Source organism: Pseudomonas sp. MPC6, assembly GCF_006094435.1.
Lineage (GTDB): Bacteria > Pseudomonadota > Gammaproteobacteria > Pseudomonadales > Pseudomonadaceae > Aquipseudomonas.
The window spans coordinates 3854096-3871209 of the sequence record NZ_CP034783.1 but is presented as its reverse complement, the minus strand read 5'-3'; the positions used below and the strand labels follow the sequence as shown (position 1 = coordinate 3871209).

Annotated in this window: 17 protein-coding genes and 1 tRNA gene; 6 read left to right on the top strand and 12 right to left on the bottom strand. The window is 56.4% G+C overall.

Annotation, left to right across the window (positions count from 1 at the left end; all coding sequences use genetic code 11):
* Window positions 1-115: 115 nt before the first annotated feature.
* From ELQ88_RS19900 to ELQ88_RS34965, 4 genes are all read right to left on the bottom strand, one after another.
* On the bottom strand, window positions 116-397 hold the full coding sequence (locus ELQ88_RS19900; RefSeq protein WP_027923796.1) for a peptidylprolyl isomerase: 282 nt from the start codon (window positions 395-397) through the stop codon (window positions 116-118).
* A 104-nt stretch (window positions 398-501) separates the two neighbouring features.
* Window positions 502-1383, bottom strand: a complete 882-nt coding sequence (locus tag ELQ88_RS19895; protein ID WP_138967200.1) for a triacylglycerol lipase — start codon at window positions 1381-1383, stop codon at window positions 502-504.
* Between the two features lie 213 nt (window positions 1384-1596).
* A complete protein-coding gene (locus tag ELQ88_RS19890; protein ID WP_138967198.1) occupies window positions 1597-2670 on the bottom strand; it encodes a 3-deoxy-7-phosphoheptulonate synthase in 1074 nt (357 codons plus the stop codon).
* A 337-nt stretch (window positions 2671-3007) separates the two neighbouring features.
* On the bottom strand, window positions 3008-3136 hold the full coding sequence (locus tag ELQ88_RS34965) for a hypothetical protein (RefSeq protein ID WP_256579095.1): 129 nt from the start codon (window positions 3134-3136) through the stop codon (window positions 3008-3010).
* Window positions 3137-3306: 170 nt separating this feature from the next.
* On the opposite strand from ELQ88_RS34965, the gene ELQ88_RS19885 reads away from it, so the two are divergent.
* The 5 genes from ELQ88_RS19885 to ELQ88_RS19865 all read left to right on the top strand — a co-directional run bounded on the left by ELQ88_RS19885 (window position 3307) and on the right by ELQ88_RS19865 (window position 7077).
* On the top strand, window positions 3307-3750 hold the full coding sequence (locus ELQ88_RS19885; protein WP_138967196.1) for a GNAT family N-acetyltransferase: 444 nt from the start codon (window positions 3307-3309) through the stop codon (window positions 3748-3750).
* A 127-nt stretch (window positions 3751-3877) separates the two neighbouring features.
* Entirely contained in the window at window positions 3878-4519 is a 642-nt protein-coding gene (uvrY, locus tag ELQ88_RS19880) for a UvrY/SirA/GacA family response regulator transcription factor (protein ID WP_008015884.1), read from the top strand.
* A 2-nt stretch (window positions 4520-4521) separates the two neighbouring features.
* Complete coding sequence (gene uvrC / locus ELQ88_RS19875; RefSeq protein ID WP_128872702.1) at window positions 4522-6345, top strand: excinuclease ABC subunit UvrC; 1824 nt, start codon at window positions 4522-4524, stop codon at window positions 6343-6345.
* Between the two features lie 32 nt (window positions 6346-6377).
* The gene (gene pgsA / locus ELQ88_RS19870; RefSeq protein WP_128872701.1) at window positions 6378-6938 is read left to right on the top strand and encodes a CDP-diacylglycerol--glycerol-3-phosphate 3-phosphatidyltransferase; all 561 of its coding nucleotides are present in this window, start codon (window positions 6378-6380) and stop codon (window positions 6936-6938) included.
* Between the two features lie 63 nt (window positions 6939-7001).
* Window positions 7002-7077, top strand: a tRNA-Gly gene (locus ELQ88_RS19865).
* Window positions 7078-7151: 74 nt separating this feature from the next.
* Here the strand turns inward: ELQ88_RS19865 and ELQ88_RS19860 are convergent.
* The 3 genes from ELQ88_RS19860 to ELQ88_RS19850 form a co-directional block, all read right to left on the bottom strand.
* Window positions 7152-7832, bottom strand: a complete 681-nt coding sequence (locus ELQ88_RS19860; protein ID WP_138967194.1) for an isochorismatase family cysteine hydrolase — start codon at window positions 7830-7832, stop codon at window positions 7152-7154.
* 148 nt (window positions 7833-7980) lie between these two features.
* Entirely contained in the window at window positions 7981-9465 is a 1485-nt protein-coding gene (locus tag ELQ88_RS19855; RefSeq protein ID WP_128871055.1) for a hypothetical protein, read from the bottom strand.
* 29 nt (window positions 9466-9494) lie between these two features.
* Window positions 9495-10313: a hypothetical protein gene (locus ELQ88_RS19850; RefSeq protein WP_138967192.1), complete on the bottom strand. Its 819-nt coding sequence runs from the start codon at window positions 10311-10313 to the stop codon at window positions 9495-9497.
* 988 nt (window positions 10314-11301) lie between these two features.
* Between ELQ88_RS19850 and ELQ88_RS19845 the strand changes: the two genes are divergently transcribed.
* Window positions 11302-12411 carry an S-(hydroxymethyl)glutathione dehydrogenase/class III alcohol dehydrogenase gene (locus ELQ88_RS19845; protein ID WP_138967190.1) on the top strand — a complete coding sequence of 370 codons (1110 nt, stop codon included), beginning with the start codon at window positions 11302-11304 and terminating at the stop codon, window positions 12409-12411.
* A 128-nt stretch (window positions 12412-12539) separates the two neighbouring features.
* On the opposite strand, the gene ELQ88_RS19840 is transcribed toward ELQ88_RS19845, so the two are convergent.
* The 5 genes from ELQ88_RS19840 to ELQ88_RS19820 form a co-directional block, all read right to left on the bottom strand.
* A complete protein-coding gene (locus ELQ88_RS19840) occupies window positions 12540-12986 on the bottom strand; it encodes a MarR family transcriptional regulator (RefSeq protein ID WP_128871052.1) in 447 nt (148 codons plus the stop codon).
* 315 nt (window positions 12987-13301) lie between these two features.
* Window positions 13302-13691: a 2Fe-2S iron-sulfur cluster-binding protein gene (locus tag ELQ88_RS19835; protein WP_346342794.1), complete on the bottom strand. Its 390-nt coding sequence runs from the start codon at window positions 13689-13691 to the stop codon at window positions 13302-13304.
* Entirely contained in the window at window positions 13654-14880 is a 1227-nt protein-coding gene (locus tag ELQ88_RS19830; RefSeq protein ID WP_128871051.1) for an FAD-dependent oxidoreductase, read from the bottom strand. The genes ELQ88_RS19835 and ELQ88_RS19830 overlap by 38 nt, the downstream gene beginning before the upstream one ends.
* A 44-nt stretch (window positions 14881-14924) precedes the next feature.
* Entirely contained in the window at window positions 14925-15962 is a 1038-nt protein-coding gene (locus ELQ88_RS19825) for a xylose isomerase (protein ID WP_138967188.1), read from the bottom strand.
* Complete coding sequence (locus ELQ88_RS19820) at window positions 15959-16987, bottom strand: aromatic ring-hydroxylating dioxygenase subunit alpha (protein WP_128871049.1); 1029 nt, start codon at window positions 16985-16987, stop codon at window positions 15959-15961. Before ELQ88_RS19820 ends, ELQ88_RS19825 begins: the two co-directional genes overlap by 4 nt.
* Between the last annotated feature and the right edge of the window lie 127 nt (window positions 16988-17114).

Below are 17114 nucleotides of genomic sequence, written 5' to 3'. Positions count from 1 at the left end.
TGGTCGATAACCGCAATTTGTACGCTAGCGGCGCGTCCCTCGCCAGCCGTATCACATGACCGAAACACAACGGCCCACCAAATGGCGGGCCGTTATGCAGGAAACTGCGGATCGATCAGTCCTGACGACTGGTCACTTCCAGCAAGTGGTAACCGAATTGGGTCTTTACCGGGCCTTGCACCACGTTGATCGGTGCGCTGAAGACCACGGTGTCGAATTCCTTGACCATCTGGCCCGGACCGAACGAGCCCAGATCACCGCCTTGACGGCTGGACGGGCAAGTGGAGTTGGCTTTGGCGATTTCGGCAAAATCGGCGCCACCCTCGATTTGGGCCTTGAGTTCGTTGCACTTGGCTTCGCTGGCAACAAGGATGTGGCGGGCAGTGGCTTTAGCCATGGGGAATACTCCTTTCAATGTTCAGTAAAATGGTGAGCCTACCGGATTCAGTTACCTATTTCTTCCCAAAGTTCCCTCCGTGGCTGCCGGCAGTGGGGCATTCGTCACAGTCCGGCCTTTTTCAAGCGTTCGGCATGCTCTACATAAAGCTCGACCGGGTCGATGCCTCTGCGGATCTGACCGGCCATCTGACTGATGCTGTCGAAGTGATCCAGCGCATAGTCGGAGCGGATCACGGTGCCCAGATGAGAACTGTAGCGCCCGACCAGGCCGTCGTTCTGCCTGGCTTCAGTGGTGAAATAACGGGAGAAGGCCCGACAACATCCGTGCAACGGGTCGAATGCATTGCGCCCTTGATCGAGGAGGCGCCCTTGCAGCGTGCCGCTCCAGGAGTAGTAGCGAACACCGTTGACCAGTTCATGGCCGTTGCCACCCCATGTGTGCGGCAGCCCTTGGGGGTATTTTTTATTGAATAGGCCCACGCCCTCGGTGGTCAGCGCACTCAGCGCGGCAATGGCGTTTTTCGGCAGCTGGCGATTGCCACTGAGTACCGATAGAAAGTCGGCGAACAAGGTGGCAACGGCCTCGGCGACCTGCTCTGACAGGCGTCCGGGTGTCAGGGCCTGGCGCAGGACGTCGGCCAGCTCCGAACCGTGATTCGGCCCGCTGACGGAGGTTACCGATGCGACGGCCCCGGGGGCAATCGCCGCCGCATAACGCGCGGCCAGCGCGCCCTGGCTGTGACCGATGAGGTTGACCTTGTTCGCGCCGGTACCTTCCAGCACCCGCTCGATCTGCGCCAGCAGCTGGTCGCCGCGGACTTCGTTGCTATGGCTGGCCGACAGGTGGGGGACAAACACCCGGACGCCGGCGTTCCTGAGGGCTTGCTTGATGTCATGGAAGAGCTCGAACCGGCCGATGCGATCGAAACCGAAGAGCCCATGGACCAGCAGAATCGGGTAGCGAGTCGTTGCATTCCGTTGCATTGTTCATACCTTTTTCATAGGAGGTTATGGGATGCTTGCGCCTCACTCTAAAACACTCCAGCGTGGGTGCGATGTATGAAAAAGCCGCGCTGGCCTGATGAAAGCGGAATGGAAACAGTACGAAATCTCGAAGGGACATGAGGTCTTTGCCGGAAGGTCTGGACAGCCTTTCGCCGGAGGCAGCGCGCCTGCCTCCGGAGGGTCATTGATCTGTCAGTCGCGCTGGGCCCGCAACCGGATCGCCGCCTGGCGCAACACGTCTTCGGTCGCGGTCCAGCCGAGGCAGCCGTCGGTGACCGACACCCCGTACCGCAGCGACGGGCTCAACGCCTGGCAGCCTTCGAACAAATGGCTCTCGAGCATCATCCCGATCAGCGATCGGTCACCTTGCAGGCGTTGCTCAAGTACGTCGTTGAACACCTCTGGCTGCCGCAACGGGTCTTTGCCACTGTTGGCATGGCTGCAGTCGACCATGATCCGCGCCGGAATGTGCAGCCTGGTCAAGTCGCTGTGCACCCGGGCGACGCTCTCGCGGTCGTAGTTCGGTCCGCGATGGCCGCCGCGCAGCACCAGGTGAGTGTCCTGGTTGCCAGGGGTCTGGATGATTGCAGGATGCCCCTGACTGTCGACACCGAAATGACGATGGGGATGGGCGGCCGAGCGCATGGCGTCGCTGGCGACGGTCACGCCACCATCGGTGCCGTTCTTGAAACCGACCGGCATGCCCAAGCCGCTGGCCATTTCCCGGTGGATCTGCGATTCGGTGGTGCGGGCGCCGATCGCCACCCAGCTGAGCAGGTCGTCGAAGTAGCCGGCGGCCATCGGTTGCAGCAGTTCGGTGGCAATCGGCAAGCCCAGCTGGAGCATGTCGCGCATCAACTCGCGAGACAGGGTCAGGCCGCCCGCCATGTCGTCGCTGCCGTCCAGGTGCGGATCGTAGGCCAGGCCTTTCCAGCCGACTGTGGTGCGCGGTTTTTCGACATAGGCGCGCATCACCAGGAGCATCTCATCGCTGACGTCGGTGGCCAGGCGAGCAAGGTGGGTGGCGTATTCGAGCGCTGAGCGGGGATCATGAATCGAGCAAGGGCCGACGATCACCAGCAGGCGGGAGTCTTCGCCATCGAGGATCGCGCGAACCGCCTGGCGGTGGGCAGCGACTTGCCGGGTCAGGGCGTTGCTGAGAGGCAGTTGCTGCTTGAGTTGCAATGAGCTGGGCAGACGCAGGGTCAGCGCTTCATTGGCAGGGTTCAGGGTGGACAGCGGCAGAGCGGAGACGGACGAGTTCATGTTCAGGCTTCCTGGGCAGGTGGCGGGTTCAGTCCCGCGCACTCGGCCCTACTGGGGTGTTCGACAATTGGCCGGATTGGCTGCGAGTGTGTCCTTGCCACCTGTGGGTGACCGATCGGAGGCGGCAGGCTGTCCCGAGCGGAGGCTGCTAAATCGCCAGGCGGTAAAACTGTCGTAACGGTAATAAGTGGCGTAGTTCATGGTTGAAATCCTCGAGTTATCGGTATGTCGCTAAAAAATGTGCAGGGCTGAAAAAACAAAACCCCCGGTCGGGAAGCCGACCGGGGGTTGAGAATTCTCTGGTGGCGACCCGTTTAAAGTGGGCGCCGTGTGGGTATCAGGCGCGCCAGTGGCTAAACCAATACCCAAAATAAAAGCTGACCGAAGCACAGACGTCATTCACCCGGGCAGCCGCGACCGAGCGCAGGGCGCTGGCGGTCTGAAGCGGTGAGAGGGTGTTGAACATGGTCTGTCTCCGATGAATGCACCGAGCTTACTAGAGGCCGGCAGGCAGATTCAATCAGAAAATGCTATCGATTGCCGATGGCGTTGTCTATCGCTTGAGTGCGTCGAAGGTTGTGACACACTTGAGGCCTGGGGCCAGCGGCAGAACACAGTGGCGGTCGTGGAGGCTTGATGGCATTGGAATTACGCCCGGCGACGCTCCGGGACCTCGACTTCGCTCGAAGGCTGACCTGCGACAATATGCTGCGCTACTACATCCAGCATCATCTGTTGTGGCTGGACGAAGGTTTCGATATCGGCTGGGCCGGGCGCGAGAACTGGTTGATCGTGAAGGGCGAGACCGTGCTCGGTTATGTCAGCCTGAGTCGGGACGCCAGGGACCTGTACATCCGCGAATTGCACATCCTGGAGGCGTTTCGAGGGCAGGGCGCCGGCGCCTGGGTGATCGATCGGGTGCTGGCCATGGCGTGCCGGGAGCGACGCCAGGCGTTGCGTCTGACGGTTTTCCAAAACAATCCAGCACGGGCTTTATATGAGAGAAAGGGACTGGCAGTCGTTGGCACGGACGGGTGTTTCCTGAGAATGCAGCGCGAGATCGACGGGGTGCAGGGCTAAGACACGTATACGGCAAGCCTTTCAAGAACTATTGATACTGTTTATATAGCGCGTGCCGCTAGGTCTGCCAGGCGCTTTTTGCTAAGGTGTCGAGCAACCCAATAAGACCATATCGCGAGGTGTCTGCTTGATTAGGGTGCTAGTAGTCGATGACCATGATCTCGTTCGTACAGGCATTACACGAATGCTGGCTGACATCGATGGCCTGCAAGTGGTCGGCCAGGCTGAATCAGGTGAAGAATCCCTGCTCAAGGCGCGTGAGTTGAAACCCGATGTGGTACTGATGGACGTCAAGATGCCGGGAATCGGCGGTCTTGAAGCCACGCGCAAATTATTGCGCAGTCATCCGGACATCAAGGTCGTCGCGGTCACCGTGTGCGAAGAAGACCCGTTTCCTACCCGGTTGCTGCAGGCCGGTGCCGCGGGTTACCTGACCAAGGGCGCCGGGTTGCCGGAAATGGTCCAGGCGATTCGCCTGGTGTTTGCCGGGCAACGCTACATCAGCCCGCAGATTGCCCAGCAACTGGCGATCAAGTCCTTCCAGCCGACCAACGATTCACCGTTCGATGCACTGTCGGAACGGGAAATCCAGATCGCGCTGATGATTGTCGGCTGTCAGAAAGTGCAGATCATCTCCGACAAGCTGTGCCTGTCGCCAAAAACCGTGAATACCTACCGTTACCGCATTTTCGAAAAGCTTTCGATCAGCAGTGATGTCGAGTTGACGCTGTTGGCGGTTCGTCACGGCATGGTCGATGCCAGCCTCTGAACATGACTGAAGCCTTTGATCCAGGCGCCTTTCTGTCGACGGTCAGTGGGCGTCCCGGTGTGTATCGCATGTTCGACAGCGATGCGCGCCTGCTCTACGTCGGCAAGGCCAAGAACCTCAAGAGTCGTCTGTCGAGCTACTTTCGCAAGTCCGGGCTCGCCCCCAAGACCGCGGCCCTGGTGGCGCGTATCGCCCAGGTCGAAACGACGATCACGGCCAATGAAACCGAAGCCCTGTTGCTTGAGCAGACGCTGATCAAGGAGTGGCGGCCGCCCTACAACATTCTGCTGCGCGACGACAAATCCTACCCCTACGTCTTTCTCTCGGACGGCGCATTCCCGCGCCTGAGCATCCATCGCGGGGCGAAAAAGGCCAAGGGTAAGTACTTCGGTCCTTATCCCAGCGCCGGGGCGATTCGCGAAAGCCTGAGCCTGCTGCAAAAAACCTTTTTCGTACGCCAGTGCGAAGACAGCTATTACAAGAACCGCACGCGGCCGTGCCTGCAATACCAGATCAAACGCTGCAAGGCACCTTGCGTCGGTCTGGTGGAGCCCGAAGTCTACGCCGAAGACGTACGGCACTCGGTGATGTTCCTCGAGGGGCGCAGCAATGCGTTGACGGACGAATTGTCTGTCGCCATGGAGGAGGCGGCGATCAACCTCGAATTCGAGCGTGCCGCCGAGTTGCGCGACCAGATCTCGTTGCTGCGCCGGGTCCAGGATCAGCAGAGCATGGAAGGCGGTACGGGCGATGTCGACGTGATCGCGGCGTTCGTCAATCCCGGCGGTGCCTGCGTGCACTTGATCAGCGTGCGCGGCGGGCGAGTGCTGGGGAGCAAGAACTTCTTCCCGCAGGTGGGTATTGAAGAAGACGTATCTGAAGTCATGGCGGCGTTTCTCGGTCAATACTACGTCAGCAGTCCCGAGCGCGACTTGCCGAGCGAGCTGATCGTCAATGTGGTTCACGAAGACTTTCCGACCCTGATCGCAGCCATCGACAAGCTGCGCGGTCGCGAACTGACCATCAGTCACAGGGTCCGTGGGACCCGGGCACGCTGGCAGCAACTGGCGGTCACCAATGCCGAGCAGGCCCTGGGCGCACGACTGGCCAACCGGCAACATGTTGCCGCACGTTTCGATGCCTTGGCCGAAGTGCTGAACCTGGACGAGCCACCGCAGCGTCTGGAGTGTTACGACATCAGCCACTCCAGCGGCGAAGCGACGGTGGCCTCCTGCGTGGTGTTCGGCCCGGAAGGCCCGATCAAGTCCGACTACCGACGCTACAACATCGAAGGCGTCACCCCGGGCGATGACTACGCTGCGATGCACCAGGCCCTGACCCGGCGCTTCAGCAAACTGAAGGACGGGGAGGGCAAGCTGCCGGACATTCTGTTGGTGGACGGCGGCAAGGGCCAGCTGTCGATGGCCCGGGACGTGCTCAATGAACTGGCGGTGCCCGACTTGATCCTGCTGGGCGTGGCCAAGGGCGCAACACGCAAGGCCGGCTTCGAAACTTTGTACCTGAATGATGCCGCCCACGAATTCACCTTGCGCGGCGATTCCCCCGCGCTGCATCTGATCCAGCAGATACGCGACGAAGCCCACCGTTTCGCGATTACCGGGCACCGCGCCCGTCGCGGCAAAACCCGCCGTACGTCTACACTTGAGGGCGTCGCGGGCGTCGGCCCGACCCGTCGGCGCGATTTGTTGAAACATTTTGGTGGATTGCAGGAGCTGTCTCGTGCCAGCATCGAAGAGATCGCCAAAGCACCCGGGATCAGTAAAAAGCTCGCAGAGTTGATTTATGCAAATCTGCACAGCGAGTAGAATGCCACCTCACCTCGTAGCCAGTTGTGCCGATGAATATCCCTAATCTGATTACCGTTCTACGCGTCCTGCTCATTCCGATCTTTATTTTGCTGTTTTACCTGCCTTACCACTGGAGCTACCTGGCGTCCGCCTCGGTGTTCGCCTTTGCCGCCGCCACAGACTGGCTGGACGGGTACCTGGCCCGCCGTCTGGAGCAAAGCACGCCATTCGGGGCCTTCCTCGATCCGGTGGCCGACAAGCTGATGGTCGCCGTAGCGCTGGTGCTGCTGGTGCAGGAACACGGCAACCTGTGGCTCACGCTGCCGGCCGCCGTGATCATCGGTCGCGAGATCGTGGTCTCGGCACTGCGCGAGTGGATGGCCGAACTCGGTGCCCGTGCCCACGTCGCAGTATCGAACCTGGGCAAATGGAAAACCGCTGCGCAGATGCTGGCGCTGGTGATCCTGCTGGCCAACCCGTCGGACTTCACGTTCTGGGTCCTGTTCGGTTACGCCTTGCTGCTGGTCTCCGCCGGCCTGACGTTATGGTCGATGATCCAGTACTTGCGGGCTGCCTGGCCGCATCTGAAGACCGATGCAGAAAAGAAATAAAACTTTTTTGAATCAAAGGCTTGACGGCGCTTCTGAATTCTATAGAATGCGCCACACCAAGACGCGGGAATAGCTCAGTTGGTAGAGCACGACCTTGCCAAGGTCGGGGTCGCGAGTTCGAGTCTCGTTTCCCGCTCCAAGCACTCACAAAAAAGCCACTCAATAGAGTGGCTTTTTTGTGTGCGTTATATTTACAAGTATATCTATTGTCACTCAGTCACCCTGAATGAGTGTCAGCGCCTGTTCTGTCGTCCTGATATCGGCAAACCACGCCGCTAAAGCGTTTACCGTCGAATTATGTTCGGCATCGCTTAATGCGGCATTGGCGTCAGCGATGAAAATAACCTTGAAACCCAATTGCTGGGCATCTCGAGCCGTCGCTCCACAGCAGCAGTCCGACAGTGTTCCCGAGATAAAAAGGGTGTCGATCCCTCGTCTCTTGAGTGTCTCCAGCGCGTCCGAAGCCCCCGGAGTGAAAGCGCTGAATCTTGACTTGTCCAAGACCAGATCGTCCGGCCCGATATCCAGCTGAGGGATCAATGCGTGGCCGTGTGAGCCATGCTGGAAAGTCTGAACCTCGGATTGTGCAAATTCCGAGTTCTGAAAGTCCTGAAAATAGACAGGCCAGTCGTCAGCCGACGTCGTGGTAAACCTGAAGAAAACACTCAGCCCTCCCGCGTGTCGTAAAGCGACACTCAAGGCATTGATATTTTCAACGATGCCTCGGGCTGCCGGAACCTCCAGGAGCGCGCCTTCCTCGACAAAGCCATTTTGCATATCAATGACGAGCAGCGCTGTTCGATAAGTTTCTATGCGGGTGAAGGCAAACTCCCGCCCCCCTTTCAGTGCTTGATATCGGGCGCGGATGACGGGATCGATAATAGTCGTATGCATGGTTGAATCCTGATCTGTTGACGCTTGTTCAGAAACGTTGAAGTGGCCAGGCTTTTTTGCTGCCTCAAGGGGTGAGGCTCAAAAAAACCTGGCCGAATCGACCCTCAGACCTTTCCTCGTCCTGGAACGCGATCTGTTTCCTCGAGGTTCAACCGTTAGCCTCGTGTGAGGCGGGTAGGTCAGCAAATCCGGAAGTCTTTTTCAGTGTTCCTTTGGTGGCGCTGATGCGAGGGTCGGCAGGGTCGGCGAAATACGTCCTCCCTTTGGTCGCCACCGCCAGGCCGACGTGGACAGCGAAGGCTACAACGAAGCCAATATAGGCCGAAAGACCATTGATTACCGGGTCACTGACACTCAGCCAGATGTAAGACGCGGTAATTGTCCCGCTGAGCAGTCCAGTGATGCCAACAGGATTGTAGCGACGGATCTTCGTGGTGCGGTATTCAATCGGTCCCGTGACAATCTTCAGCAGGCCGCGGACCACGGTGATATCCGCGACAACACAGGCAGCCCAGGACAGCAAAAATATGCCCGTCCATTGCAGGAAAACATAGAGGTTGCCCAATACGTTGAACCACATGAGCGCAATGCAAGCCACCGTCACCGCCAGAATCCAGAAGCGACGCCCCAGTTTGGGCGCCCCGACAATCTCAGAGCCTGAGGCAAAAGCGACTGAACTCACATGGATGTTGGTCAGGTTCACGCGTATCTGTGATACCCAGGCGAGCACAACACCCGGCACTAATCCCAGTAACCCGATAAAGTAAATTGAAGGGTCTGCGCTTCCGGTGATCAGGGTAAAATACATCCCCAGCGGAATCGCCCCGAAAAATAACAAGGCATAGGGTAGAACCACGCTCAACAGCGCTTTACGCTTGAACTCGTTTGCCCGTATGAATCGATTGTAATCAGCCGCCTCGAATGGGTTTATTCCGACTGTCCCCGCCATCGCCGCGAGCACCGCGACGACCCCGGTTACGCCGCCAACCGCGCCGGCTGGCATGGCAGTGAAAATATCGGAAGGCATTCCATTGTTGCGCTGCCAGGCGACCACTATCGCCCAGGCCAGGAGGGCGATATATAGAACAATCGTCCAGCTCAAGATCTTTGTCATGGAGCTTATTCCATTCCAGGCCATTGGAAGGAATATCAGCGCCACCACGACGTACCAGACTTTATCTGGCAGGTCCCAGATCTGGTCAATTGAGTGGGCTAGGATTTGTCCCTCGGTCGCCGCATAGATCACAAAGGTGCCGGCATAGATGAGCGTGGTCAGTACCGATCCGGCCGCACCGAATCCTGCGCCCCGAGTCAATAACTCGCCGGTCAAGCCTTCTTTCGCCGCCGTATGTGAAACGATGAGTGTCAGGATGATCAGCATGCAAAACGAAATGGCCAGAGCAATCCAGGTTGAGGCCGCGCCGCTTTTATTAAGGAACAGGCCGCCAATCAAGACGAAGAAGAATGCGGTGACGAAGCCGACCAGAACACTCAGCACGGCGCCGGCACTCCGCTTGGCGTGGTCGGGCACTCGGGTGCGTGCGTAATCTTCATGATGGTCTTGAGCCGAGACTTCCGAACTCTGATCCGTGCGGGATTTTACAGTAGCGTCGATGTTTGAAGAGTTTGACATTTAATGGCCTCCACTTGAATTCGGGTTAATCAAAAGTGGTACTCTGTAATTATCATGGGGGTGTTCCCTCGCGAGCCGCCTGTGTCGTCCAGCGCTTCGTCACACCCATACATGTTTCGCCAATGTTCATAGGCCAAACCCGCTTTCAGTCCGGTCTTGCCTATATCGAACAAATAGCTTACCCGCAGAAGAACTTCAGTCTTGGTATCATTATTGAAGCCATCTTTTCCTTTTGGTCCGGTCACGTTCAGGAAGCCTCCGAAATTGCCCGGACCTGCCGGAATGCTCCACACGCTGCCAAGCGACCAAGTCGTGTCATAGTTTACGTCGCGTCCGACAATACCATTATGGTTGGACTCTTTGTAGGCGGAGAACGACAGGTCCCATAAACCTTTCTCGATCGGTAGTGGGAAATTCAGGCCAAGACGATATTTTCTGGGGCGTGGAGCGAATGCTGTATTTTTTGAACCCAGATCTACTCTAAATAGCAGCGATGCCTTATTGAATACATCATAGGATTTTGGATCCCAACCAAATACCGATAACGGAATCGTTCGTTGGTAGAGTCCATAGACTTCCTGGGCGCCATCGTGGCTATTGGCGGCGGGGTCGCCACTGTCGGACTCGAGGACGTCGACGGTAAAGAAGTTGACCCCATATGCATCGCCATCCACATGGGTAAAGTTGTAGATGGTTTTGGTAATGCCGCGCCCGACACCCGCCTCCGAATAATGGGTTCCGTACCGAACACCGATCGAACTGTCGCTCCAGTCAGCCGAGTTCGCATGGCTTGCGGTAAAAAGTGCACAACTTATAACTGCCCAACTCGTCAATAGATTTTTTTTCATTATTGTTATCTCGATTGGAAAGCCAAACCAGCTCTACGCCGAATGGTTAACGTTCATTCCGGCCGCGTAGGCCATCAAGTAGCGGGTGCGTGGACGGGAGTTCTTCGCCAGGCGGCCTTGCGAAACTTCAATGCGTCGAGCTCTGAATGGGGTGCTGCAAGGTCGATCGTTGTTGTACTCATGGTCATGACGGCCTTAGGCAATGGATTGGAACCGGGCTGAGTAGCTTTCGAGGAAGCTCCCGCTGTGCGGGATTGCGCTCCGTAGCAAAATCTACGAGCTGCACAGAGTAGATTTTTTGATTTATACATTGTACGCACCCTATATTCGTCGGGCTGCCCATCCATTTTCACCGTTTGTTTGCCGGCGTTTAGCGGGTCGTCATCCTTGTCTTTTGCGCACTGTCTACGAGGAGAAAGCCCGATAATTGTCACGGCTTGCGGGTGCGTTGAGTAGGCGTCCTGCACGCGCCTGCAAAATCGATACTACAGCGTGTACATCCTATTGTCTCTACGATTTTGTGTGTGTGCACACCATGTGTCGCTCTCGGGTACGTCGCGGCTTCGGGCTTTGTGTGGCCTGCCTGCCTGCGAATAGCCGGTTCAGGGGTGTTTCCGAGGGGGGTGGGGCTGAAAGATGGGGGGGGGTTGGTCGGGGGTAGGGGCTTTCTATTAGCGACAGGAGTTTTTTGTAATAGGGAGGGGTGCTTGAGCTGGCGGGGTCTGTGGGGCAGGGTTTATTAGGGTGTGCACTTTATTGTTTCTTTGGTGGATTAGGCGTTCGGCCCATTGTTGGCAGCTCACAGAGACTGTTTTGTGATTGACAATAGATTGTATGCATTGTATTTGTACTTGCCGCGGGTGCCTGCGTGCTGCATTGCAGCGCGACAGGTCCGAGGAAGAAACAATGAGTACAAGGTATTAGGCTGGAATCCTGGTTTTCAACGCTTGCTAAGTGCCAGCAGGCAATCTATTGATAGGAGAGCTATATGAAATCCCGTGCCGCCGTGGCTTTTGAGGCTGGTAAACCCCTGCAAATTGTAGAGCTTGACGTAGAGCCGCCGCGCGCCGGCGAGGTGTTGGTGAGAATGACTCATACGGGGGTTTGTCATACTGATGCCTTTACGTTATCCGGTAGTGATCCTGAGGGGGTCTTTCCTGTTGTGCTGGGGCATGAGGGGGCTGGAATCGTAGTAGAGGTGGGTGAGGGTGTTACCAGTGTCAAGCCAGGTGATCATGTGATTCCGCTCTACACCGCCGAGTGTGGTGAGTGCCTGTTTTGCCGGTCGGGTAAAACCAACCTGTGCGTCGCCGTTCGCGCGACTCAAGGTAAGGGCGTGATGCCGGATGGCACGACTCGCTTCTCTTACAATGGCCAACCCATTTTTCATTACATGGGGTGCTCTACGTTTAGCGAGTACACCGTGGTGGCGGAGGTTTCGTTGGCCAAAATCAATCCCGAGGCAAATCCTGAGCAGGTCTGTCTATTGGGGTGTGGTGTTACAACGGGATTGGGGGTGGTTAAAAACACGGCAAAGGTACAGCCTGGGGATACGGTGGCTGTCTTTGGGTTGGGTGGCATCGGTCTGGCAGTCATTCAGGGGGCGCAGCTGGCGAAAGCGGGGCGCATTATTGCGATTGACACTAATCCATCGAAGTTTGAACTGGCGCGGAGTTTTGGTGCTACGGATTGCGTCAATCCCAAGGATTATGAGCAGCCCATCCAGGAGGTGGTCGTCGAGATGACGGGATGGGGGGTGGATCATTCATTTGAATGCATAGGGAATGTGAATGTCATGCGCGCAGCGCTTGAATGCTCGCATCGTGGCTGGGGGCAATCGGTAGTGATCGGGGTTGCAGGAGCGGGGCAGGAAATTGCCACTCGCCCATTCCAGCTGGTCACTGGTCGGCGCTGGCTCGGCAGTGCATTTGGGGGTGTGAAGGGGCGCTCGCAATTGCCGGGTATGGTGGAAGACGCCATGGCTGGAAAAATCAAGCTGGCGCCATTTGTTACCCATACCATGCCCTTGGCTGGCATTAACCAGGCCTTCGACTTGATGCATGAGGGCAAGTCGATTCGTTCGGTCATTCACTACTGAGGTCGACAAAAAACAGGTGCGGTGGAGTGATTGGATGATTGCTACGCCGTACCGAAAGTGGGGCACGCCAGCTGCTGAAGTGGCTGGTCTCCGAGCAGGTGATTCGCTGTCAATGGCGGGTTTTTTTGTCAATCGTCAGTGGCGATTTCCGGGTTGTAGTCGATTTCGCTGGTCAGGATTTTTCGTAAGATAAATTCAAATGCCAGGCGTTCTGCCGGATTGAGTGGCTCAAGTGTTTTGTCCAGGATAATATCCATCACCGGTAACATGGCCTCTACGTAAGACTTTCCTTGTGCAGTAAGTTCGGCAATGACTTTTCTCTTATCGCCCTCATCCTTGACCAAGGTAATGAGGTTTTGCGCTTTGAGTCGATCTACCACGCCTCGAGTAGTTGCCAGATCCATTGAGGCTAGAACACCAATTTCACTTAAGGAGATGGGGCCTTCATCCAGTAAGATGGAGAGAGTGGCTGTTTGGACCGAGGTGATTTTCGGGTCAATGCACAGGGTGCTCCATACCGCCTGGTTGCGCTGGTGAAGCCTTCGTATCAGTGTTCCAACTCGTGGAGCATGCATGGTCAGAAGTTTCCCGGAATAATAGAGTGGAGTACTGGGTAGTCTATAGTGCTCAAATTGAATTTTCAATAAAGCCTGGCCAGGCTTGATGCCTCTTGATCCGGGCGCGCTCGTGGTAGGGCTACTTGCGGTTGGCTGTGTGCTCGATTCCGGCGAAGGGCATCTGTTTTATCGGCGCTCGGCTGTCAGATGTGTGTGAAGTGAAGGGGGGGTGAGTGCTGGTAAAAACAGCCCAAATAGTCCGATAACCCGAGTTAGCAAAATCTATTTGGGCTGAAGGGTCGTTGCTCGACGGCTTGAGTTAACGACGCGGTATCATGAATATTGAGATTCCGGCATCTTTACCACGAGACCCTCTAATTCCGGTCCGGCTGTGAGTCGGCAAGAAAGGCGTGAGTTGGTCTGTACGCCCGAAGCGAAATCAAGCATGTCCCGCTCTATATTTTCCATGGGTGGCAACTTATCCATCCATTGCTCGTCTACGTAGATATGGCAGGTCGCGCAGGCGCAGGCGCCGCCGCATTCGGCAACGATGCCGGGTATATTATTGTTGATGGCTGCTTTCATGACGCTTACGCCATCTTTTACTTCAACGGTATGTGGGGTCCCGTTGAATTCTATATAGGTTATAGTCGCCATTCTATTTCTCACTTCTTGACGTATGAAATCAGGAGTTAAAAGCTTCAGCGGTGGGGCGTTGCTCATTTCTCAGTGCGTCTTTGTCAACGAATTGGCCCGTTGAGATCGCGCGTTTGGAAATGAGAAAATCTTTTGCGCTGTTGATGGTCTCTGCCGCCTTCAACTTGCCATCCTTTACATGGAATACCGACATCCCGATACCGTCGAGAGCCTTTCGAACGATTACCTCGGAATCAGCAGGACGTAGCCCTACCATCTGCAGTTTCAGTTCGTACTGATCAGACCAGAACCAGGGGGCTTCATCTTTGGGCAGTGGTTTTTCTGTCAGGGTGGCTGCTACCTTTCTGGCTTGCTCAAGTGCATTGCCGACGCTTTCCAGGCGCGGCAGCAATTGGCCGTCGGGAAGTCGGGTGCGAGTGACATCCCCAATCGCGAAAATGGCAGGATCAGAAGTTTGCGCGTTCAGGTCGACGATGATGCCCTGGTCGCACTCCAGGCCCGACTCTCTTGCAATGTCATCATTGGGGGTCGCGCCTATTCCGATCAACAGCAGATCGCAGTCAACTCGAGTGCCGTCCTCCAGTACGACCGAGGCGATATGTTGTCCCCTGTACTCCAGTCGCTCGACACGTTGTTCAACCAGTATGCGTACGCCCGCTGCTTGGTGGGCGTGAGTGATGGCGTCCGATATGGCTTGGGAGGCGACACGGTTGAGGATGCGCGATTCGCGTTCGATGACTGTTACCTCGGCGCCCAGATGGCTGGCGGTGGCGGCGACTTCCAGGCCAATGAATCCGCCTCCGAGGATGGCAACCCGGGGTTTCTCCCGGGCAAGCAGGGTCTTGAGTGACAGGGCGTCGCTCATGTTACGAAGATAGACAATACCGTTGGCGAATTCAGTTTCCAGCTTGCGCGCCTTGGCCCCGGTGGCGATCACCAGGTGGTCGTATTCAAGGGTTCGTCCGCTTTCGAGGATCACGACCCGTCGTGCTCGATCAATTTGCCGCGCACTATCGTCCAGGAGGCAGCTGATCAGGTTTTCTGTGTAGTAGGTATCTGGCCTCAGTGCGAGATCTTCGGCGTCGACGGTACCTTTCAGCCAGGCTTTCGAGAGTGGAGGGCGTTGATAGGGGGAGCGCCCCTCATCACCAATCAGGGTGATTTGGCCTTCATAGCCCAATTGCCTGAGTTGGTGGGCTACCGTGCCGCCAGAGTGACCGGCGCCAATGATGACTGTGTGTGATGGTGTTTTCATTTTTCATGTGCGCCGCTATTGATTTTGGCTGATGGGGCTGGTGGTCAGGCCAGCAGTCCCGCCTTGTACAGTGCTTGCGTCTCTTGCCATGCGCGTCGGATAAACCTGGCAGCCTCGATATTTTGCTCGAAGAGGTTGTACTTGGCGGCCGCGCCATAGTCGGGCAGGTTGATCATTTCCGTCGTGATGTATTCAAGCGGACTGTCGGGGTGTGTTATGTGGTATCGGAGGGCTTTGCGAATGGCCTCTTTCGATGGCTCTGTCAGGAAGGCATTCCATTCGGAATGCCACTCGCCAATAGCGGGCCTTGTTATGGGGTACTGAATGCCCCTGGCAAATTCACCCGACTCATTTTGGTACCACAGGTTTTTCGGCTGGTTCGGGGCGACGACGCGTAATTGCGTCCATTTGACAATGTTCAGGTCAAGCCACTGCTCGCACAGGCTCCCGGCTTCAAACGGGTCGAGCTTCATTTCAAGGCTTTCTACTTCGCGCCGCACGCCCGAAATATCAAGTTCTTGCGGATTGTTTATTTTGAAAATGACGTGGCTGTAGTCGAGGGTGAAATTGAAGGGCACGCCTTGTTCCCTGAGCTTGAGTGCGATGGGCTCAATGCGGCGGAAGTCTTCAGTCCACATGTTGACGTGCAATTCGAAGCTGGGTTCGACGCCCAGGCCATGGCCGAATTCATAGGCGCGAATGTAATGGTCAATGATCTGGCTGTCCGTGAGGGTGAGCCCTTGGTTGTCGTGGGTGAAGGTCATGATGTTGTGGACTTTCGAACCCACTTCGCCACAGATTTTTAAATTGTCGAGCAGCGCTGCGTCATCCGCCTCATCCCCCAGCGTGTAGAACCAGCTGCTGGTCAAGACCGGTAGTTGGAAATCATCGATGGCTTGCAGGTATTCACCCAGGTTACTGCGCAAGGGCAGGCGGTCAAAATAGTCAAACACGCCGGCCTCTTTGACCAGGCGAAACTGCTCGCGAATGGACAGCTCTTCTTGCTTTACCGGGTGGTCAAGGGATGAAAGTTGAACGCCGCGCCCATTGCATCCAATCGAGAATGTTTTTTCCTTGCTCATTGGGTGATCGCCTCCGCCTGAATCATGCGGTCAACCATGCGGCGCATGCGTTGTGGTGCGGCATCAATGGCGATACGGACGGGGCGGCGTCCTGGGTAGCGCTGTTCGTTTTCGTCAATGGCTTCAAGGATCGCCTTGTCCTCGGCGAAGGCTACCCGGAAGTCGTCAGACAGCTCTTTGTTTTGCGCGTCAGTGGCCTGGAAGTTTTTGACGTGCAGCCAGTGGTCGACCGAGGTGTGTGCATCGACGGGGCGGATGAAGTGGCAGGCAAACATGCGAATGCAATTGTCGAGTTTGCCTTCCGGGGCACCCGTGCCTGTGTCGGCGCTGCCAAAATCGATAATGGCAAGGCTCGGTGCGTAATAGTGATAGTAGTGCCAGCGGTCTACGTTGCCTTTAAAGCTGCCATGCTTGGCAAACACCGGAATTGCAGGTGCATCGAGAATCCAGCGCCATGTCAAAACTTTACGTTCTTCCTCCTCGAAGTAAACGGGGATGTTTTCTCCTGAGGCGTTACCCAGGGTGCTGAGGTGGACAAAGTTGACGTGAGCCGGGTCGCAGAGGTTGTCGGCAAGGTTCAGGTAGTCGGCTTTGATGAGCAGTGCGTCTCCTTCGACAGCGCTCCACTCGGGCGAATGATATTCGGGCAGATCAAATACTTTCGAGGTGTCTGCGAGTTCCGGATCGCCCATCCATACCCAAAGCATCCCCATGTTTTCGTGGGCTGGAAATGTTCTCACAAGGGCGGTGCTGGGGATGTTGTCCTGGCCGGGAACCCGGACGCATTTGCCGGAACAGTCAAAGGTCATGCCGTGATAGCCACACTCGACCGTGTCACCCTTCAGTTTTCCGGCAGACAGCGGCAATAAGCGATGAGGGCACGCATCCTCGAGGACTGCAACGCTGCCATCGATCTTCCGGTAGGCGACTAACTTTTGCTCGATCAAGGTATAGGAAGCCAGTTCTCGACCGACATTTCGAGACCAGGTCAAAGGGTACCAAGTGTTAAGGACGTATTTTCTCATTGTTATCTCCTATGTCGTCATATTGCTATCGGTGGCGGTGATGTATCCGGCTGGCCATGCGTCGAGTCGCTTTCAGGGTGCCTGCCAGCGCCCAAGGTAACGGTTTGTGCATATACTATGTGTACAA